This window comes from Streptomyces sp. NPDC127092 (assembly GCF_042722475.1).
Lineage (GTDB): Bacteria > Actinomycetota > Actinomycetes > Streptomycetales > Streptomycetaceae > Streptomyces.
Genome location: NZ_JBHXFE010000022.1, coordinates 66,212 through 80,753, shown reverse-complemented (window position 1 = coordinate 80,753; position 14,542 = coordinate 66,212). Strand labels below are relative to the sequence as shown.

Sequence of the window (14,542 nt, the reverse complement as noted above, 5' to 3'; positions counted from 1 at the left end):
TGCCCGCGGAGCGGGGGCTGCGTCAGCGGCCGCCCGCGGTCCCGGCCTTGGCTTCGGCCTCGGCGACCAGGCGCTCGATGACGACGGCGACGCCGTCCTCGTTGTTCCCGGTGGTACGGCCGGAGGCGGCGGCGATCACGTCCGGGTGGGCGTTGCCCATCGCGAAGGAGCGGCCCGCCCAGCTCAGCATCTCGATGTCGTTCGGCATGTCGCCGAAGGCCGCGACCTCGGCGGGCGTGATGCCGCGCTCGGCACAGCAGTGCGCCAGGGTGGAGGCCTTGGAGACGCCGAGGCCGCTGATCTCGATGAGCGCGGTCGGGCTGGAGCGGGTGAAGGAGGCCAGGTCGCCCGCGGCCTCGCGGGCGGTGGCGAGGAAGACGTCCGGGTCGAGCTCCGGGTGCTGGGCGAGCAGCTTCAGGACGGGTGCCGCGGCCCCCGGTGTCTCCTCGAACAGCAGCTTCTCGGCGGTGGCGACGGTGGCGCCCGGGTCGAGGAAGAAGGGCGGGTACTCCGGCTCGTAGTGGATGCCGGTGGTGAGTTCGACGGCGAAGCTGGTGCCGGGCGCGGCGGTGCGCAGGGCCTGGACGACGGCGAGGGCGACGGTCCGCTCCAGGGGCCGTACCTCCAGGAAGGTCCCGCCCGCGTGCAGGTCGACGACCGCGGCGCCGTTGGCGCAGATGGCGAGGCCGTGGCCGTGGACGTGCGCGCTGACGACGTCCATCCAGCGGGCCGGGCGGCCGGTGACGAAGAAGACCTCGATGCCGGCCCGCTCGGCGGCGGCGAGCGCGGCGATGGTGCGCTCCGACACGGACTTGTCGTCCCGCAGCAGGGTGCCGTCGAGATCGGTGGCGATCAGCCGGATGGCCGGGACTTCGGGGAGTGCGGAGCGAGGTGAGGTCACCGCACCATTCTTCCGCACAACGTGCACGGGCGTGCGAGGGAGCGCACATCTGAGTGACCGGATGTGCGCCCCGCGTCAGCACTCCCGCGTGCGGGGTCCCGTCAGCCGAGCTGGGAGAGGGCCTCCGTGGCGATCTTCTCGAAGACCGCCGGGTCGGCGGCGAAGTCGGAGTCGGGGATCGGCCAGTGGACGACGATCTCGGTGAAGCCGAGCTCCTGGTGGCGGCCGGCGAAGTCGACGAAGGCGTCGAGCGAGCCCAGGACGGTGTTCCGCTCCGGCGTGAAGCCGGTCAGCAGGATCTTGTCCAGGTCCGCCACGTCCCGTCCGGTGTCCGCGCAGGCCTTGCCGAGCTTCTCGACCTGGCCGCGGACGGCCTCGAGGGACTGCTCCGGGGTGCCCGTCTCGTACAGCTTCGGGTCGCCGGTCGTCACCCAGGCCTGGCCGTGGCGGGCCGCGAGGCGCAGTCCGCGCGGGCCGGTCGCGGCGACCGCGAACGGCAGCCGGGGCCGCTGGACGCAGCCGGGGATGTTGCGGGACTCGTCCGCCGAGTAGAAGGTGCCCCGCTGGGTCACGGACTCCTCGGTGAGCAGCCGGTCGAGCAGCGGCACGAACTCGCCGAAGCGGTCGGCGCGCTCCTTGGGCGTCCAGGCCTCCTGGCCCAGCGCGGTGGCGTCGAAGCCGTTGCCGCCGGCGCCGATGCCGAGGGTGACCCGGCCGCCGGAGATGTCGTCGAGCGACATCAGTTCCTTGGCGAGGGTCACCGGGTGCCGGAAGTTCGGCGAGGTGACGAGGGTGCCCAGCCGCAGCCGCTCGGTGGCCGTGGCGGCCGCGGTGAGGGTCGGCAGGGCACCGAACCAGGTGCGGTCGCGGAACGAGCGCCAGGTCAGGTGGTCGTAGGTGTAGCCGGTGTGGAAGCCCAGCTCTTCGGCCCGCTGCCACGCGGCACGCCCGCCCTCGTGCCAGCGGTCGACGGGAAGGATCACGGTGCTCAGGCGCAAGGTCATGCCCCCGAGCGTACGGGGAGAGGTCAGCGGACGTTACGGGAGAGCCAGGGGCTGAGGAGGTCGCCGAGGACGAGCTCCTTGTAGGACTCGTCGCCGGGGAGCGGGACGACCAGCCACCAGCCGGGAGGGAAGAAGCGGCCCTTCACGTGGGCGAGGCCGCCGTACGCGGAGCGGAGGAAGGCGGGGACGGAGTCGCGGGGCACGTCCTCGAAGACGACCCCTTCCACGGTGATCTTCGCGTCGTCCTCGGGGAAGAGCCGGACGCTGACGGCGGGGGAGCCGCCGAGTTCGACGTGGGCCTCGTGGGGGAGGGAACCGTCCGGGTCGAGCACGGTGAAGGCACCGGCGGAGGTGCGGCGGGAGGTCTGGTCGGCGCCGATGTCGTCGGTGACCGTCATCTCCAGGCCGAACTCCTCGGCGACGGCGCGGATCGCCCGCACGGCCGATTCGGTCGTGGGCAGGTGCGGGTGCTGGTGTCGTCCCATGGGAACGATCATGCCGCAGCAGCGGTCGGGGCCGGGGGCGCGGCCGGAATCGCGGCCGGAATCGCCGTCGGGACAGCCGGAATCGCGGCCGGAATCGCCGTCGGGACCAGCCGGGATCGCGGCCGGGATCAGCCGGGGAAGCGGATGAACGCCGGCGGTACGGCGTCGGTGAGCCAGACGCCGTTGGCGCTGACGTGGAAGACATGGCCGGCCCGGTGCATGGCGCCGGCGTCGATGCTCAGCACCACGGGACGGCCGCGGCGGGCGCCGACCCGGGTGGCGGTCTCCCGGTCGGGCGAGAGGTGCACGTGGTGGCGGGCCATGGGGCGCAGGCCCTCGGTCCGGATGGCGGGGAGCCGGGCGGCGACCGTACCGTGGTAGAGGTACGCGGGCGGTTCGGCGGGCGGCAGGTCGAGGTCGACCGGGACGGTGTGGCCCTGGCTGGCACGGATCCGGGTGCCCTCGATCGCGAAGCGCTTCTTGTCGTTGGCGGCGACCACGTGGTCGAGCTCGGCGCGGGTGATCGGGAAGCCGTGGTCGGCGGCGGCCTTCAGGAGGGCGTCGATCTCGGTCCAGCCGTTCGGGTCGAGGACGAGGCCGATGCGTTCGGGCTGGTGGCGGAGGTGCTTCGAGAGGTATTTCGACACCTTCACGGTGCGTTTCTCGTCATTCATGAATCCATTGAAGCCGCAGGTTTGTTCCACAGCCAAGTGGTTTTATCCACAGGCTAGTTGACGAATCTGTGGACAACGACCCTTGGGTTGCAAGCCTATTGACCGACTTGCTTGGTATTTGCGGTGTTTGAGGCAAGGGCGTCCAATGTCCTTGTCTGCACCTCTCGTTCGGCCGCCGCCGTGACGAAAGCCGCCACGTTCTCCCGGCCAACGAGCCGCTCCACGGCGCGAATCGTCTCCGGCGGCAGCGGCACCGAACGCGGCTCACGGTCGCCCAGGACGGCCGCGTCGGGCGAGAGGTGGTACTGGAGGTGACGGGTCGCGAACATCCGCATCGCGCGCGCCAGTTCCGCGTCGACCGTCTGCTGCGCGAGCGGCCGGAGCCGGCGCACCAGGGTCGCCGCTTCGGCCGCGTCGGCGTCCGTCGGCGGCCGGTGCTCCAGATAGCGGGCGAAGACGTGCTCGGCGGTGAACTCCAGGAAGCGGGCGGCGATGTGCTCGACCTGGCCGCGAAGTTCCCTCAGATGACCGGTGATCGCAGACAGCGGGACGCCCGCCGCGTGCAACTCGGCCGCCACCGCGAGTTCTTGGGGACTGGGGACGAGGTACTCCTCGGTCTCCCGGTCCGGTATGCGCTCCAGGACGCCGAGCTCGATCGCCTCGCGCACGGCGTCCTCGTCGGGAGTGCCGCCGAAGCGGGCGTCGAGCTCGGCGCGGGAGATCCGGTCGGCCTCCTCGTCCGTCCACGGGCCGTCGACCTCGGCGACCAGACCGAGCACCCCGCCGAGCCCGCGGCCGGCGTCCCAGGCCTCCAGGAGCTCCTTGATGGAGGCCAGGGTGTAGCCGCGGTCGAGCAGGTCCGCGATCTGCCGCAGCCGGGCCAGGTGGGTGTCCCCGTACACGTTCGACCGGCCGCGGCGCTCCGGCCGGGGCAGCAGACCGCGGTCCTGGTAGGCGCGGATCGTCCGGACGGTGGCCCCGCTGCGATGGGCCAGATCCTCGATCCGGTACTCCGGCTGTGCCGCCGCCGACTGCTCGGACAATCCCGTTCCCACCGCTCGCTCCTTTCGCCCGTCGAGGGATGGTACGACCGTCCGGTCCTGCCCCGCCCCGCCCCTGCCCCGCGGCCCGCCCCTGCCCCGCCCCGCCCAACGTCCGGACCAGGTCCCGGCCCGGCCCCCGGGCCTCGCCGTCTCGCTACGCCGGAGGCTTCACGCGGGCCAGGGCCCGCAGCGCGCGCGGCGAGAGCCGCGACAACAGGTGGGCGCCGCGGGCCTCCGGGGTCACCGGGACGACCGCCTGGTCGAGGAGCACCGCGCGCAGGATCGCGTCCGCGACCTTCTCCGGCGGGTAGTTGCGCAGCCCGTACAGCCGCGAGACCTTCTGCTGCCGCCGCTTCTCCTCGGCCTCGTCCGTCACTCCGGCGAACCGCGCGGTCGCCGTGATGTTGGTGTTCACGATGCCCGGGCAGATCGCCGAGACGCCGATGCCCTGGTCCGCGAGCTCGGCCCGCAGGCACTCGCTGAGCATCAGCACCGCCGCCTTCGACGTGCTGTACGCGGGCAGCGCGCGGGACGGCTGGAAGGCCGCAGCCGAGGCCGTGTTGACGATGTGGCCGCCCTGGCCGCGCTCGGCCATCTGCGCCCCGAAGACCCGGCAGCCGTGGATCACGCCCCACAGGTTGACGTCGAGGACCCGCTTCCACTCCTCGGTCGTGGTCTCCAGGAACGCACCGGTCAGCCCGATGCCCGCGTTGTTGACCAGCACGTCCACCACGCCGTACTCGCTCGCGACCTTCGCGGCGAGCTTCTCCATCGCCTGCTCGTCGGCGACGTCGGCGGTCTCGCCCCAGGCCTCGGGCGCGCCGATGAGCCGGGACATCTCCGCCGTGCGGGCCGCGCCCTCGGCGTCCCGGTCCACGGCCACGACCCGGGCGCCGGCCTCCGCGAAGGCGAAGGCGGTGGCCCGGCCGATGCCGCTGGCCGCGCCGGTCACCAGGACCAGCTGGCCGCCGAACCGCTCCGCGTACTCGGGGCGGACCCCGCTCTTCGCCGCCGGCTTCGGCGCCCTGGTCGCCGGGTCCTCGTTCGCCTCGACGAACTCGGCTATCCACGCCGCCAGTCGGTCCGGCCGGGTGCGCGGCACCCAGTGCTTGGCGGGCAGGGTGCGGCGGGTGAGGTCCGGCACCCAGTCGGCCAGGTCGTCGTAGAGCCGCTCCGACAGGAAGGCGTCGCCGGTGGGCGTGATCAGCTGCACGGGCGCGTGGGCGAAGGCGTCGGCCCGCGGCCGGGCCAGCCGGGACCGCACGTTGTCCCGGTAGAGCCAGGCGCCGTGCGCCGCGTCGACCGGCAGGGAGGGCGTCGGGTAGTCGCCGGCGGGGACCCGCTCGAACCGCTCCAGGATCCGCGGCCAGCTCCTGCCGAGCGGTCCGCGCCAGGCGAGCTCGGGCAGCACCGGCGTGTGCAGCAGGTACACGTACCAGGACTTGGCGCCCTGGCCGAGGAGCTGACCGACGCGGCGCGGGGTGGGCCGGGCCACGCGGGTCTTGATCCAGTGCCCGAAGTGGTCGAGCGACGGCCCGGACATCGAGGTGAAGGAGGCGATCCTGCCCTCGGTGCGGGGCACCGTCACGAACTCCCAGGACTGCACCGAGCCCCAGTCGTGCCCGACGAGGTGGACCGGACGGTCCGGGCTGACCGCGTCCGCGACGGCCAGGAAGTCGTCGGTCAGCTTCTCCAGGGTGAAGCCGCCGCGCAGCGGTGCCGGCGCCGTCGACCGGCCGTGGCCCCGGACGTCGTACAGCACGACGTGGAAGCGGTCGGCGAGCCGGACCGCGACCTCCGACCAGACCTCCTTGGAGTCCGGATAGCCGTGCACGAGCAGCACCGTGGGGCGGCTCTCGTCACCCAGCTCGGCCACGCACAGCTCGATCCCGCCGGTGCGGACCCAGCGCTCCCGGGCCCCGTCGAGTCCCGTCTTCCCCGCCATCAGGCCGCCTTCCCTTCCTCGTTCCAGCGCCGCACGTGCGGCAGGTCGTCGTCCAGCCAGAACGCGCTCTGCTCGGGGTCCCTGGAGTCGGTGACGACCAGGATCTCCTCGAACTTGGCGCCCGTCCCCCGGAATCCGAGGTGCGGCTCGACCGCCCACAGGCCGGGCTTGGGCGGGTGGTCGGAGAACGTGTACGGGGACCACAGCGGCGACCAGCCCTCGCGGTGGCCGTGCAGGGCGTCGCTCGCCAGGCCCTTGAGCGCCTGGGTGCCGAAGCCGAACAGGGTCGGCGACCAGCGGCGCTCCTTCACCCGGTCGATCTTGTGGGCGATCACGCCGAAGGGATACGCCCGGTGCCGGTTCGCGTATCCCTGGCGGACCATGAGCCGGTCCACGTCCTCGTAGATCTCCCGCAGCGAGCGGCGCTCGCGCACCTCGCGCAGGATCAGCTCGCGGTGCTCCCGCAGGTCGGCGAGCAGCTTGTCGTGGACCGGGTTGAGGCCCAGGCAGCCCGAGTAGCCGACGTCCGCCGTGTGGCCCTTGTACACCGGTGCCATGTCGAGGATGAACGGCATGCCGGGCTCCAGACGCCGGTTCGTCGGGAAGAACTGGAGCGGGATCCGGAAGTCGACGAAGGCCGTGCGGTCCCCGAACCAGGCGAACGGCCGGTGGAACCAGTCCCGCACGCCCCGCGCGTACAGCCACTGCCGCTGCATCCGCGCCGCCTCGCGCTCGGTGACGCCGGGCCTGAGCTGCGCCGCGACGGCCTCGGCGCACTCGTACGCGAGCCGCTGGACCTCTCTGAAACCGCGCAGCTCCCCGGTCAGTTCGCGCGTCACTCCCGTACCTGCCGATGCCATGGCCACCCGCCCGTCCCGTGTGAGCGCCCGACTGCGCTACGCGTCCGTAACTTGACATCGATGAATGTGACAATGCCCGGCGGCTGCGTCAAGAGGCGTGCAGCGGCCTGTGGAAAACGAGACCTTGGTCGCGACTCCCTTACGGGCCTGTACGCCTGGAGTCGGACATGGATCGAGCCGTTGGGCTGACGACTGCTGTGGCCCACGCCACTACCGTCGAACGCGTGACTGTGATCGCGACCGAAAGCCTCAGCAAGCGGTTCCCCCGGGTGACCGCTCTCGACCGGCTCTCCCTGGACATCGGGCCCGGTGTGACCGGACTTGTGGGTGCCAACGGAGCCGGCAAGTCCACCATGATCAAGATCCTGCTCGGTCTGTCCCCGGCCACGGAGGGCCGCGCCGAAGTCCTCGGACTCGACGTCGCGACCTCCGGCGCCCGGATCCGCGAGCGCGTCGGCTACATGCCGGAGCACGACTGCCTGCCGCCCGACGTCTCGGCCACCGAGTTCGTCGTCCACATGGCGCGCATGTCCGGCCTGCCCGCCACCGCCGCCCGCGAGCGGACCGCGGACACCCTGCGCCACGTCGGCCTGTACGAGGAGCGCTACCGCCCCATGGGCGGCTACTCGACCGGCATGAAGCAGCGCGTGAAGCTCGCGCAGGCGCTGGTGCACGACCCGCAGCTGGTGCTGCTCGACGAGCCGACCAACGGCCTCGACCCGGTCGGCCGCGACGACATGCTCGGCCTGATCCGCCGGGTGTGGACCGACTTCGGCATCTCGGTCCTCGTCACCTCGCACCTGCTCGGCGAGCTGGAGCGCACCTGCGACCACGTCGTCGTCATCGACGGCGGCCGGCTGCTCCGCTCCAGCTCCACCACGGACTTCACCCGCACCACCACGACCCTCGCGGTCGAGGTCACCGACTCCGACGCGCACCCCGACGGCACCGAGGCGCTGCGCGCCGCCCTGACCGCCGCCGGCGTCACCCTGCACCCCGGTGTGGAGGACGGTCTGCCGGGCGCCGGCCACATCCTGCTCCTGGAGGCCTCCGGCGAGGACACCTACGACCTCGTCCGGGACACCGTCGCCGGCCTCGGCCTCGGCTTGGTGCGCATGGAGCAGCGCCGCCACCACATCGCCGAGGTCTTCAAGACGCAGCAGCAGGAGGAGGTGCCGGCGCGATGAGCTCGCAGGCCCCCGGGCCCGTCCAGGCCCCCGAGAACAGCCGGATCCACAACATCGGCTACCGCAGCTACGACGGTCCGCGGCTCGGCCGCGGCGCCGCCCGCCAGGCGCTGTTCTCGCAGTCCCTGCGCGGGGCGTACGGACTCGGCCGCAGCGCCAAGTCCAAGGTGCTGCCGATGCTGCTGTTCGCCGTGATGTGCGTGCCCGCGCTGATCATCGTCGCGGTCGCCGTCGTCACCAAGTCCTCGAAGCTGGCGATCGAGTACACGCAGTACGCGATCTACCTCCAGATGGTCATCGGCATCTACGTGGCCGCCCAGGCCCCGCAGTCCGTCTCCCGTGACCTCCGCTTCCGCACCGTGCCGCTGTACTTCGCCCGCCCGATCGAGCGCACGGACTACGTCCTCGCGAAGTACGGGGCGATGGCCTCGGCGCTCTTCCTGCTCACGGCCTCCCCGCTGCTGATCCTCTGGATCGGCTCGCTGCTCGCCAAGATGGACTTCGGGGACCAGACCCAGATGTTCGGACAGGGACTCCTCTCGGTGGCGCTGCTGTCGCTGCTCTTCGGCGGCATCGGCCTCGTCATGGCGGCCCTCACGCCGCGCCGCGGCTTCGGCGTCGCCGCCGTGATCGCCACCCTGGTCATCTCCTACGGCGCGGTCACCACCCTCCAGGGCATCGCCTACAGCACGGACAACATCGGCGCCGTCAAGTGGATCGGCCTGTTCTCGCCGATCACCCTCATCGGCGGTGTGCAGTCGGCCTTCCTCGGCGCACCCACCCCCTTCCCCGGCGGGGAGGCCGCGGCGCCCGGCGCCGGCGTCGGCGCGGTCTATCTGCTGGTCGTCCTCGCACTCGTCGCCGGCTCGTACGGCGTGCTGATGCGCCGCTACCGAAAGGTCGGGCTGTGATGGCCCTCCCGTCGCCCACCACCACCCTTCCAAAGAATGGGCCGCGCCCATGAGCACTCTTTCCATCGACCACGCCTCGCGCTGGTTCGGCAACGTCGTGGCCGTCAACGACGTCACCATGACCATCGGCCCGGGCGTCACCGGTCTCCTCGGCCCCAACGGCGCCGGGAAGTCCACCCTCATCAACATGATGGGCGGCTTCCTCGCGCCCTCCACCGGCACCGTCACCCTCGACGGCGAAGCGATCTGGCGCAACGAGTCGGTCTACCGGCAGATCGGCGTCGTCCCCGAGCGGGAGGCGATGTACGACTTCCTCACCGGCCGCGAATTCGTCGTCGCCAACGCCGAGTTGCACGGCCTCGGCGACGCCGAGGCGCAACGGGCCCTCGCCACTGTGGAGATGGAGTACGCGCAGGACCGCAAGATCGCCACGTACAGCAAGGGCATGCGGCAGCGCGTGAAGATGGCCTCGGCCCTCGTCCACGAGCCGTCGGTGCTGCTGCTCGACGAGCCCTTCAACGGCATGGACCCGCGCCAGCGCATGCAGTTGATGGACCTGCTGCGCCGCATGGGCGCCGAGGGCCGCACGGTGCTGTTCTCCTCGCACATCCTGGAGGAGGTCGAGCAGCTCGCCTCGCACATCGAGGTGATCGTGGCCGGACGGCACGCGGCCTCCGGCGACTTCCGCCGCATCCGCCGGCTGATGACCGACCGCCCGCACCGCTACCTGGTCCGCTCCAGCGACGACCGGGCCCTGGCCGCGGCGCTGATCGCCGACCCGTCCACGGCCGGCATCGAGGTCGACCACGGCGCCGAGGGCGGACTGCGCATCCAGGCCGTGGACTTCGGCCGGTTCACCGAACTGCTGCCGCAGGTGGCCAGGGAGCGCGGCATCCGGCTGCTCACGGTCTCGCCCTCGGACGAGTCCCTCGAATCCGTCTTCTCGTATCTCGTAGCGGCCTGAAAGGAGCCCGACCGATGTACAACCCCACCGTCGCCCGGCTCACCTACCGGGCCCTCCTCGGCCGCCGGCGGGCGCTGATCCTCTTCGCGCTGCCCGCGCTGCTCATCCTGATCGCCGCCGCCGTCCGCATGTTCAACGGCGCCGACGACCAGGTCGCGGCCGATGTCCTCGGCGGCTTCGCGCTCGCCACGATGGTGCCGCTGATCGGCGTGATCGCCGGTACCGGCGCGATCGGACCGGAGATCGACGACGGATCGATCGTCTATCTCCTCTCCAAGCCCGTGAAGCGGCCCACGATCATCTTCACCAAGCTGATCGTCGCCATCGCCGTGACCATGGTCTTCTCCGCCGTGCCTACGCTGATCGCCGGCTTCGTCCTCAACGGCAACGGACAGCAGGTCGCCGTGGCGTACACGGTGGCGGCCCTCGTCGCCTCCATCGCGTACAGCGCGCTGTTCCTGCTCCTGGGCACGGTCAGCCGCCACGCCGTCGTCATCGGGCTGGTCTACGCCCTGGTGTGGGAGGCGCTGTTCGGCTCCCTCATCGCGGGTGCCCGCACCCTGAGCGTCCAGCAGTGGGCGCTGGCACTGGCCGAGAAGGTCACCGGGGACAGCCTGATCAGCTCCGACGTGGCTCTGCCCACGGCGGTCGCGCTGCTGGCCGGCGTCACGGTCGGCGCGACCTGGTTCGCCGGCCACAAGCTGCGGACGCTGACCCTGGCGGGCGAGGAGTAGCCCGCCGGCTCGCCCGGCTCAGGCCCGCGCGGTCGCCGGCCTCCTCGGGCCGTCGCGCCCCGGAGCCGTACGCGTCCTCAGACCGTACGGTTCCGGGCCGCCAGCAGTCCCACCGCGAGCGCCGTCGCGCACACGCCCAGGACCGCGGCGATCGGCAGCGTCCACGAGCCGGTCGTCTGGTGCAGGGCACCGGCGGCCAGCGGACCGGCGGCGGCGAGCAGATAGCCCACCGTCTGCGCCATGCCGGAGAGCCGGGCGGCGGTCACCGCGTCGCCCGAGCGCAGCACGATCAGGGTCAGGGCGAGGCCCACCGCCCCGCCCTGGCCGAGGCCGAGGACCGCCGACCAGAGCCAGGCGCCCTGTACCGGCGCCACCATCAGGCCCGCGTACCCGGCGGCGACCATGGTCGTCACCAGCACGATCAGCGGCCGCTGGCCTCGCATCCGGCCCGCGAGCAGCGGCACCGCGAAGGCGCCCGCGACCTGGATCAGGTTGTTGAAGGCGAAGACCACACCGGCCGTCGACCGGCTCATCCCGTGGTCGGTGAAGATCGTCGGCATCCAGGCGATCAGCACGTACGACCACAGCGACTGCAGCCCCATGAAGAGGGTCACCTGCCAGGCGAGCGCAGACCGCCACACCGACCGGGCCCCTCCGGCGCCCGGGACCGCCGCCGAGCCGGCCGCCGCCGCGCCCCGCGCCTCGCTCGCCGTCCGGCCACGGGCGACGATCACCTGCGGCAGCCAGGCGAGCGCCGCCACCGCCGCCAGCAGCGACCAGGCGCCGAGCGAGGCCTGCCACCCGCCGAGCGCGCGCTCCAGCGGCACCGACGCGGCGGCGACGACCGTGGCGCCCACGATCATCGCGCCCGTGTACACGGAGGTCATCGACGCGGCCCGGTCCGGGAAGTCCCGCTTGATCAGGCTCGGCATCAGCACGTTCAGCAGGGCGATGGCCGTGCCGACGAGCACCCCGCCGACGTAGAGCGCCGCCGCCGAGGGCAGCACCCGCACCAGGATCCCGGCACCGAGCAGCAGCAGCGCCGCGAACAGCACCCGCTCGGCGCCGAGGCGCCGGCCGAGCCACGGCGCCACGAGCGCGCCGAGCCCCAGGAAGAGCACCGGCACCGAGGTCACCAGCGAGCTGGCCGCCGAGGACAGCCCGTACGTCTCCGCCAGCTCGCTCACCAGCGGTGACACGCTCGCTAGTGCGGCCCGCATGTTGAGCGAGGCGAGCACGATGCCGACCATGAGCAGCGCGGGGTGCGCAAGCAGCGCCCGTCGCCACCCGCCGGCCCCGGCCGCACCAGCCGCCGCGACCGCGCCGGTCGCACTAGCCGCACCAGCCGCCTCGGCCGCACCCGCCGCCCCGGCCGCACCCGCCGCCCCGGCCCCACCAACCGCCCCGGCCAGAGGCCCCGCCCCCGTCCCCGCCAGGCTCTCCGCCCCGGCCAAAGGCCCCCTCTCCGCCCCCGCCAGGCTCTCCGCCCCGGTCAGAGGCCCCGTCTCCGCCCCCGCCAGGCTCTCCGCCCCCGCCCTCACCGCGAAACCTCCGCCAGGGCCGCGACCGTCTCCAGCGGGACCCGCAGCAGTTCGCGGGCCCCGGCCTCGGCCGCCTCCGCGTCGCCGGCCTCGATCGCGGCGACCAGGGCCTCGTGGGCGTCGATGTCGACCGGCGGCATCGCCCGGTCGCCGAGCGCCTCCACCAGGACCTCGTGCACCTGAGCGGAGAAGAAGCGGTAGACCTCGCGGAAGGCGGTGTTGTGGGTGGCCTCGACGACCGCCAGGTGGAAGGCGAGGTCTGCGTCGGCGTCCCGGTCGCCCTCCTCGCGCAGCGTGGCCAGGGCCGCCCGCAGCCGCAGCAGGTCGTGGGTGTCCCGCCGCACCGCCGCGAGCCGGGCCGCCTCGGCCTCCAGGGCGGCGCGCAGCTCCAGGACGTCCCGGGCGCCCGCGTGCCGGACGCCGCGGAGGACGGCGGCCGGGTCGGCGGTGGACCGGACGAAGGTGCCGTTGCCCTGGCGGGACTCCAGGAGCCCGGCGTGGACCAGGACCCGGACGGCCTCGCGGACCGTGTTGCGGCCGACGCCGAGGAGCTCGGCGAGCTCGTGTTCGGTGGGGAGGCGGTCGCCGACGACCCACTCGCCCTCGGCGAGCTGCGCCCGCAGCTGCTCGACCACCGAGTCCACCAGCGAGATCCGCCCCGCCGCCTTCAGCGCCGCCATCGCACTCCTCGATTCCACATTCGCCCGGTTGCCCAGTCATCCTACAAGTGACGTCCCTCGCCTCCCCGGCCGGCCCGCAGCGACCGGACTACTGTGGCCTCGTACGTGGGCACGTGTGACTCGTACGCGGACCGAACACCCTCATCACCCTCGGGAGTCAGTCATGTCAGACCGCTTCGACGTCGTCGTACTCGGAGCTGGCCCCGGCGGCTACGTCGCCGCCATCCGCGCCGCCCAGCTGGGCAAGCGGGTCGCGGTCGTCGAGGAGAAGTACTGGGGCGGTGTCTGCCTGAACGTCGGCTGCATCCCCACCAAGGCGCTGCTGCGCAACGCCGAACTCGCCCACATCTTCAACCACGAGGCGAAGACCTTCGGCATCAAGGTCGACGGCACCGTCTCCTTCGACTACGGCGAGGCGTTCCGCCGCAGCCGCACGGTCGCGGACGGCCGCGTCAAGGGCGTCCACTTCCTGATGAAGAAGAACGGCATCACCGAGTTCGACGGCCGGGGCACCTTCCTCGACGCGAACACCCTCCAGGTGGCGAAGTCCGACGGCACCACGCAGACGATCACCTTCGACAACTGCATCATCGCCACCGGCGCCAGCCCGCGTCTGCTGCCCGGCACCGCGCTCAGCGACCGCGTCGTGTCGTACGAGCAGCAGATCCTCGCCGAGGACGCCCCGAAGTCGATCGTCATCGCCGGCGCCGGCGCGATCGGCATCGAGTTCGCGTACGTGCTGAACAACTACGGCACCAAGGTCACCATCGTCGAGTTCCTCGACCGGATGGCCCCGCTGGAGGACGAGGAGGTGTCCAAGGAGCTCGCGAAGCAGTACCGCAAGCTCGGCATCGACGTCCTCACCTCCACCCGGGTCGACGCGATCGACGAGTCCGGCCCGCAGGTCCGCGTCACCGTCACCGCCAAGGACGGCACGCAGAAGGTCCTGGAGGCCGACAAGGTCCTGCAGGCCATCGGCTTCGCGCCGAACGTCTCCGGCTACGGCCTGGAGAACACCGGTGTCGCCCTCACCGAGCGCGGCGCGATCGAGGTCGACGGCCGCGCCCGCACCTCCGTGCCGCACATCTACGCCATCGGTGACGTCACCGCGAAGCTGATGCTCGCGCACACCGCCGAGGCCATGGGCGTCATCGCCGCCGAGACCATCGCGGACGCCGAGACCATGGAACTCGACTACGTGATGATCCCGCGCGCGACCTACTGCCAGCCGCAGATCGCCAGCTTCGGCTACACCGAGGCGCAGGCCCGCGAGAAGGGCTACGACGTCAAGGTCGCCAAGTTCCCCTTCATGGCGAACGGCAAGGCGCACGGCCTCGGCGACTCGACCGGCTTCGTGAAGATCGTCGCCGACGCCAAGTACGGCGAGATCATCGGTGCCCACCTGATCGGCCCCGACGTCACCGAGCTGCTGCCCGAGCTGACCCTGGCCCAGCAGTGGGACCTCACGGTCCACGAGGTGGCCCGCAACGTCCACGCCCACCCGACCCTGGGCGAGGCCGTGAAGGAAGCGGTTCACGGCATCGCCGGCCACATGATCAATTTCTGAGGCCTTCAGAGGACACCGCCCGGCGGTCACCCGGCTTCGGGTGATA

At 72.2% G+C, this 14,542-nt stretch carries 14 protein-coding genes; 5 read left to right on the top strand and 9 right to left on the bottom strand.

The window, feature by feature from the left end:
* Positions 1-22: 22 nt before the first annotated feature.
* The 7 genes from ACFWJO_RS19780 to ACFWJO_RS19750 all read right to left on the bottom strand — a co-directional run bounded on the left by ACFWJO_RS19780 (position 23) and on the right by ACFWJO_RS19750 (position 6,912).
* Positions 23-901 (bottom strand): Cof-type HAD-IIB family hydrolase, encoded by an 879-nt coding sequence (locus tag ACFWJO_RS19780; protein ID WP_386866780.1) that lies wholly within the window; start codon positions 899-901, stop codon positions 23-25.
* A 101-nt stretch (positions 902-1,002) separates the two neighbouring features.
* Entirely contained in the window at positions 1,003-1,905 is a 903-nt protein-coding gene (locus tag ACFWJO_RS19775) for an LLM class flavin-dependent oxidoreductase (protein ID WP_386866779.1), read from the bottom strand.
* 23 nt (positions 1,906-1,928) lie between these two features.
* The gene (locus ACFWJO_RS19770; protein WP_386866778.1) at positions 1,929-2,390 is read right to left on the bottom strand and encodes a hypothetical protein; all 462 of its coding nucleotides are present in this window, start codon (positions 2,388-2,390) and stop codon (positions 1,929-1,931) included.
* 128 nt (positions 2,391-2,518) lie between these two features.
* Entirely contained in the window at positions 2,519-3,064 is a 546-nt protein-coding gene (locus ACFWJO_RS19765) for an RNA 2'-phosphotransferase (RefSeq protein WP_386866777.1), read from the bottom strand.
* 95 nt (positions 3,065-3,159) lie between these two features.
* Positions 3,160-4,119, bottom strand: coding sequence for a MerR family transcriptional regulator (locus tag ACFWJO_RS19760; RefSeq protein WP_386866775.1), 960 nt, complete (start codon positions 4,117-4,119; stop codon positions 3,160-3,162).
* 142 nt (positions 4,120-4,261) lie between these two features.
* Positions 4,262-6,052, bottom strand: coding sequence for an SDR family oxidoreductase (locus ACFWJO_RS19755; protein ID WP_386866773.1), 1,791 nt, complete (start codon positions 6,050-6,052; stop codon positions 4,262-4,264).
* The gene (locus tag ACFWJO_RS19750; protein WP_386866771.1) at positions 6,052-6,912 is read right to left on the bottom strand and encodes a M24 family metallopeptidase; all 861 of its coding nucleotides are present in this window, start codon (positions 6,910-6,912) and stop codon (positions 6,052-6,054) included. Before ACFWJO_RS19750 ends, ACFWJO_RS19755 begins: the two co-directional genes overlap by 1 nt.
* Before the next feature lie 230 nt (positions 6,913-7,142).
* Between ACFWJO_RS19750 and ACFWJO_RS19745 the strand changes: the two genes are divergently transcribed.
* Genes ACFWJO_RS19745 through ACFWJO_RS19730 form a run of 4 tightly spaced genes read left to right on the top strand, consistent with a single transcriptional unit; the run spans position 7,143 to position 10,708 of the window.
* Positions 7,143-8,099: an ABC transporter ATP-binding protein gene (locus ACFWJO_RS19745; protein WP_386866864.1), complete on the top strand. Its 957-nt coding sequence runs from the start codon at positions 7,143-7,145 to the stop codon at positions 8,097-8,099.
* A complete protein-coding gene (locus tag ACFWJO_RS19740) occupies positions 8,096-9,010 on the top strand; it encodes an ABC transporter permease (RefSeq protein WP_386866769.1) in 915 nt (304 codons plus the stop codon). Before ACFWJO_RS19745 ends, ACFWJO_RS19740 begins: the two co-directional genes overlap by 4 nt.
* Positions 9,011-9,059: 49 nt before the next feature.
* The gene (locus tag ACFWJO_RS19735) at positions 9,060-9,974 is read left to right on the top strand and encodes an ABC transporter ATP-binding protein (RefSeq protein WP_386866767.1); all 915 of its coding nucleotides are present in this window, start codon (positions 9,060-9,062) and stop codon (positions 9,972-9,974) included.
* Between the two features lie 14 nt (positions 9,975-9,988).
* Entirely contained in the window at positions 9,989-10,708 is a 720-nt protein-coding gene (locus tag ACFWJO_RS19730) for an ABC transporter permease (RefSeq protein WP_386866765.1), read from the top strand.
* Between the two features lie 77 nt (positions 10,709-10,785).
* Here the strand turns inward: ACFWJO_RS19730 and ACFWJO_RS19725 are convergent, their stop codons facing one another.
* The gene (locus tag ACFWJO_RS19725; RefSeq protein ID WP_386866862.1) at positions 10,786-11,982 is read right to left on the bottom strand and encodes an MFS transporter; all 1,197 of its coding nucleotides are present in this window, start codon (positions 11,980-11,982) and stop codon (positions 10,786-10,788) included.
* A 263-nt stretch (positions 11,983-12,245) separates the two neighbouring features.
* Positions 12,246-12,929 (bottom strand): FadR/GntR family transcriptional regulator, encoded by a 684-nt coding sequence (locus ACFWJO_RS19720; RefSeq protein WP_386866763.1) that lies wholly within the window; start codon positions 12,927-12,929, stop codon positions 12,246-12,248.
* Positions 12,930-13,092: 163 nt separating this feature from the next.
* On the opposite strand from ACFWJO_RS19720, the gene lpdA reads away from it, so the two are divergent.
* Positions 13,093-14,496 carry a dihydrolipoyl dehydrogenase gene (gene lpdA / locus ACFWJO_RS19715; protein WP_386866761.1) on the top strand — a complete coding sequence of 468 codons (1,404 nt, stop codon included), beginning with the start codon at positions 13,093-13,095 and terminating at the stop codon, positions 14,494-14,496.
* The last annotated feature ends 46 nt before the right edge of the window (positions 14,497-14,542 follow it).

Bases quoted from the DNA above. Each gene is read 5' to 3' on its own strand.
- ACFWJO_RS19720 (WP_386866763.1), bottom strand. From the start codon at position 12,929: ATGGCGGCGCTGAAGGCGGCGGGGCGGATCTCGCTGGTGGACTCGGTG.
- ACFWJO_RS19765 (WP_386866777.1), bottom strand. From the start codon at position 3,064: ATGAATGACGAGAAACGCACCGTGAAGGTGTCGAAATACCTCTCGAAG.
- ACFWJO_RS19770 (WP_386866778.1), bottom strand. From the start codon at position 2,390: ATGGGACGACACCAGCACCCGCACCTGCCCACGACCGAATCGGCCGTG.
- ACFWJO_RS19750 (WP_386866771.1), bottom strand. From the start codon at position 6,912: ATGGCATCGGCAGGTACGGGAGTGACGCGCGAACTGACCGGGGAGCTG.
- ACFWJO_RS19735 (WP_386866767.1), top strand. From the start codon at position 9,060: ATGAGCACTCTTTCCATCGACCACGCCTCGCGCTGGTTCGGCAACGTC.
- lpdA (WP_386866761.1), top strand. From the start codon at position 13,093: ATGTCAGACCGCTTCGACGTCGTCGTACTCGGAGCTGGCCCCGGCGGC.
- ACFWJO_RS19740 (WP_386866769.1), top strand. From the start codon at position 8,096: ATGAGCTCGCAGGCCCCCGGGCCCGTCCAGGCCCCCGAGAACAGCCGG.
- ACFWJO_RS19755 (WP_386866773.1), bottom strand. From the start codon at position 6,052: ATGGCGGGGAAGACGGGACTCGACGGGGCCCGGGAGCGCTGGGTCCGC.
- ACFWJO_RS19775 (WP_386866779.1), bottom strand. From the start codon at position 1,905: ATGACCTTGCGCCTGAGCACCGTGATCCTTCCCGTCGACCGCTGGCAC.
- ACFWJO_RS19730 (WP_386866765.1), top strand. From the start codon at position 9,989: ATGTACAACCCCACCGTCGCCCGGCTCACCTACCGGGCCCTCCTCGGC.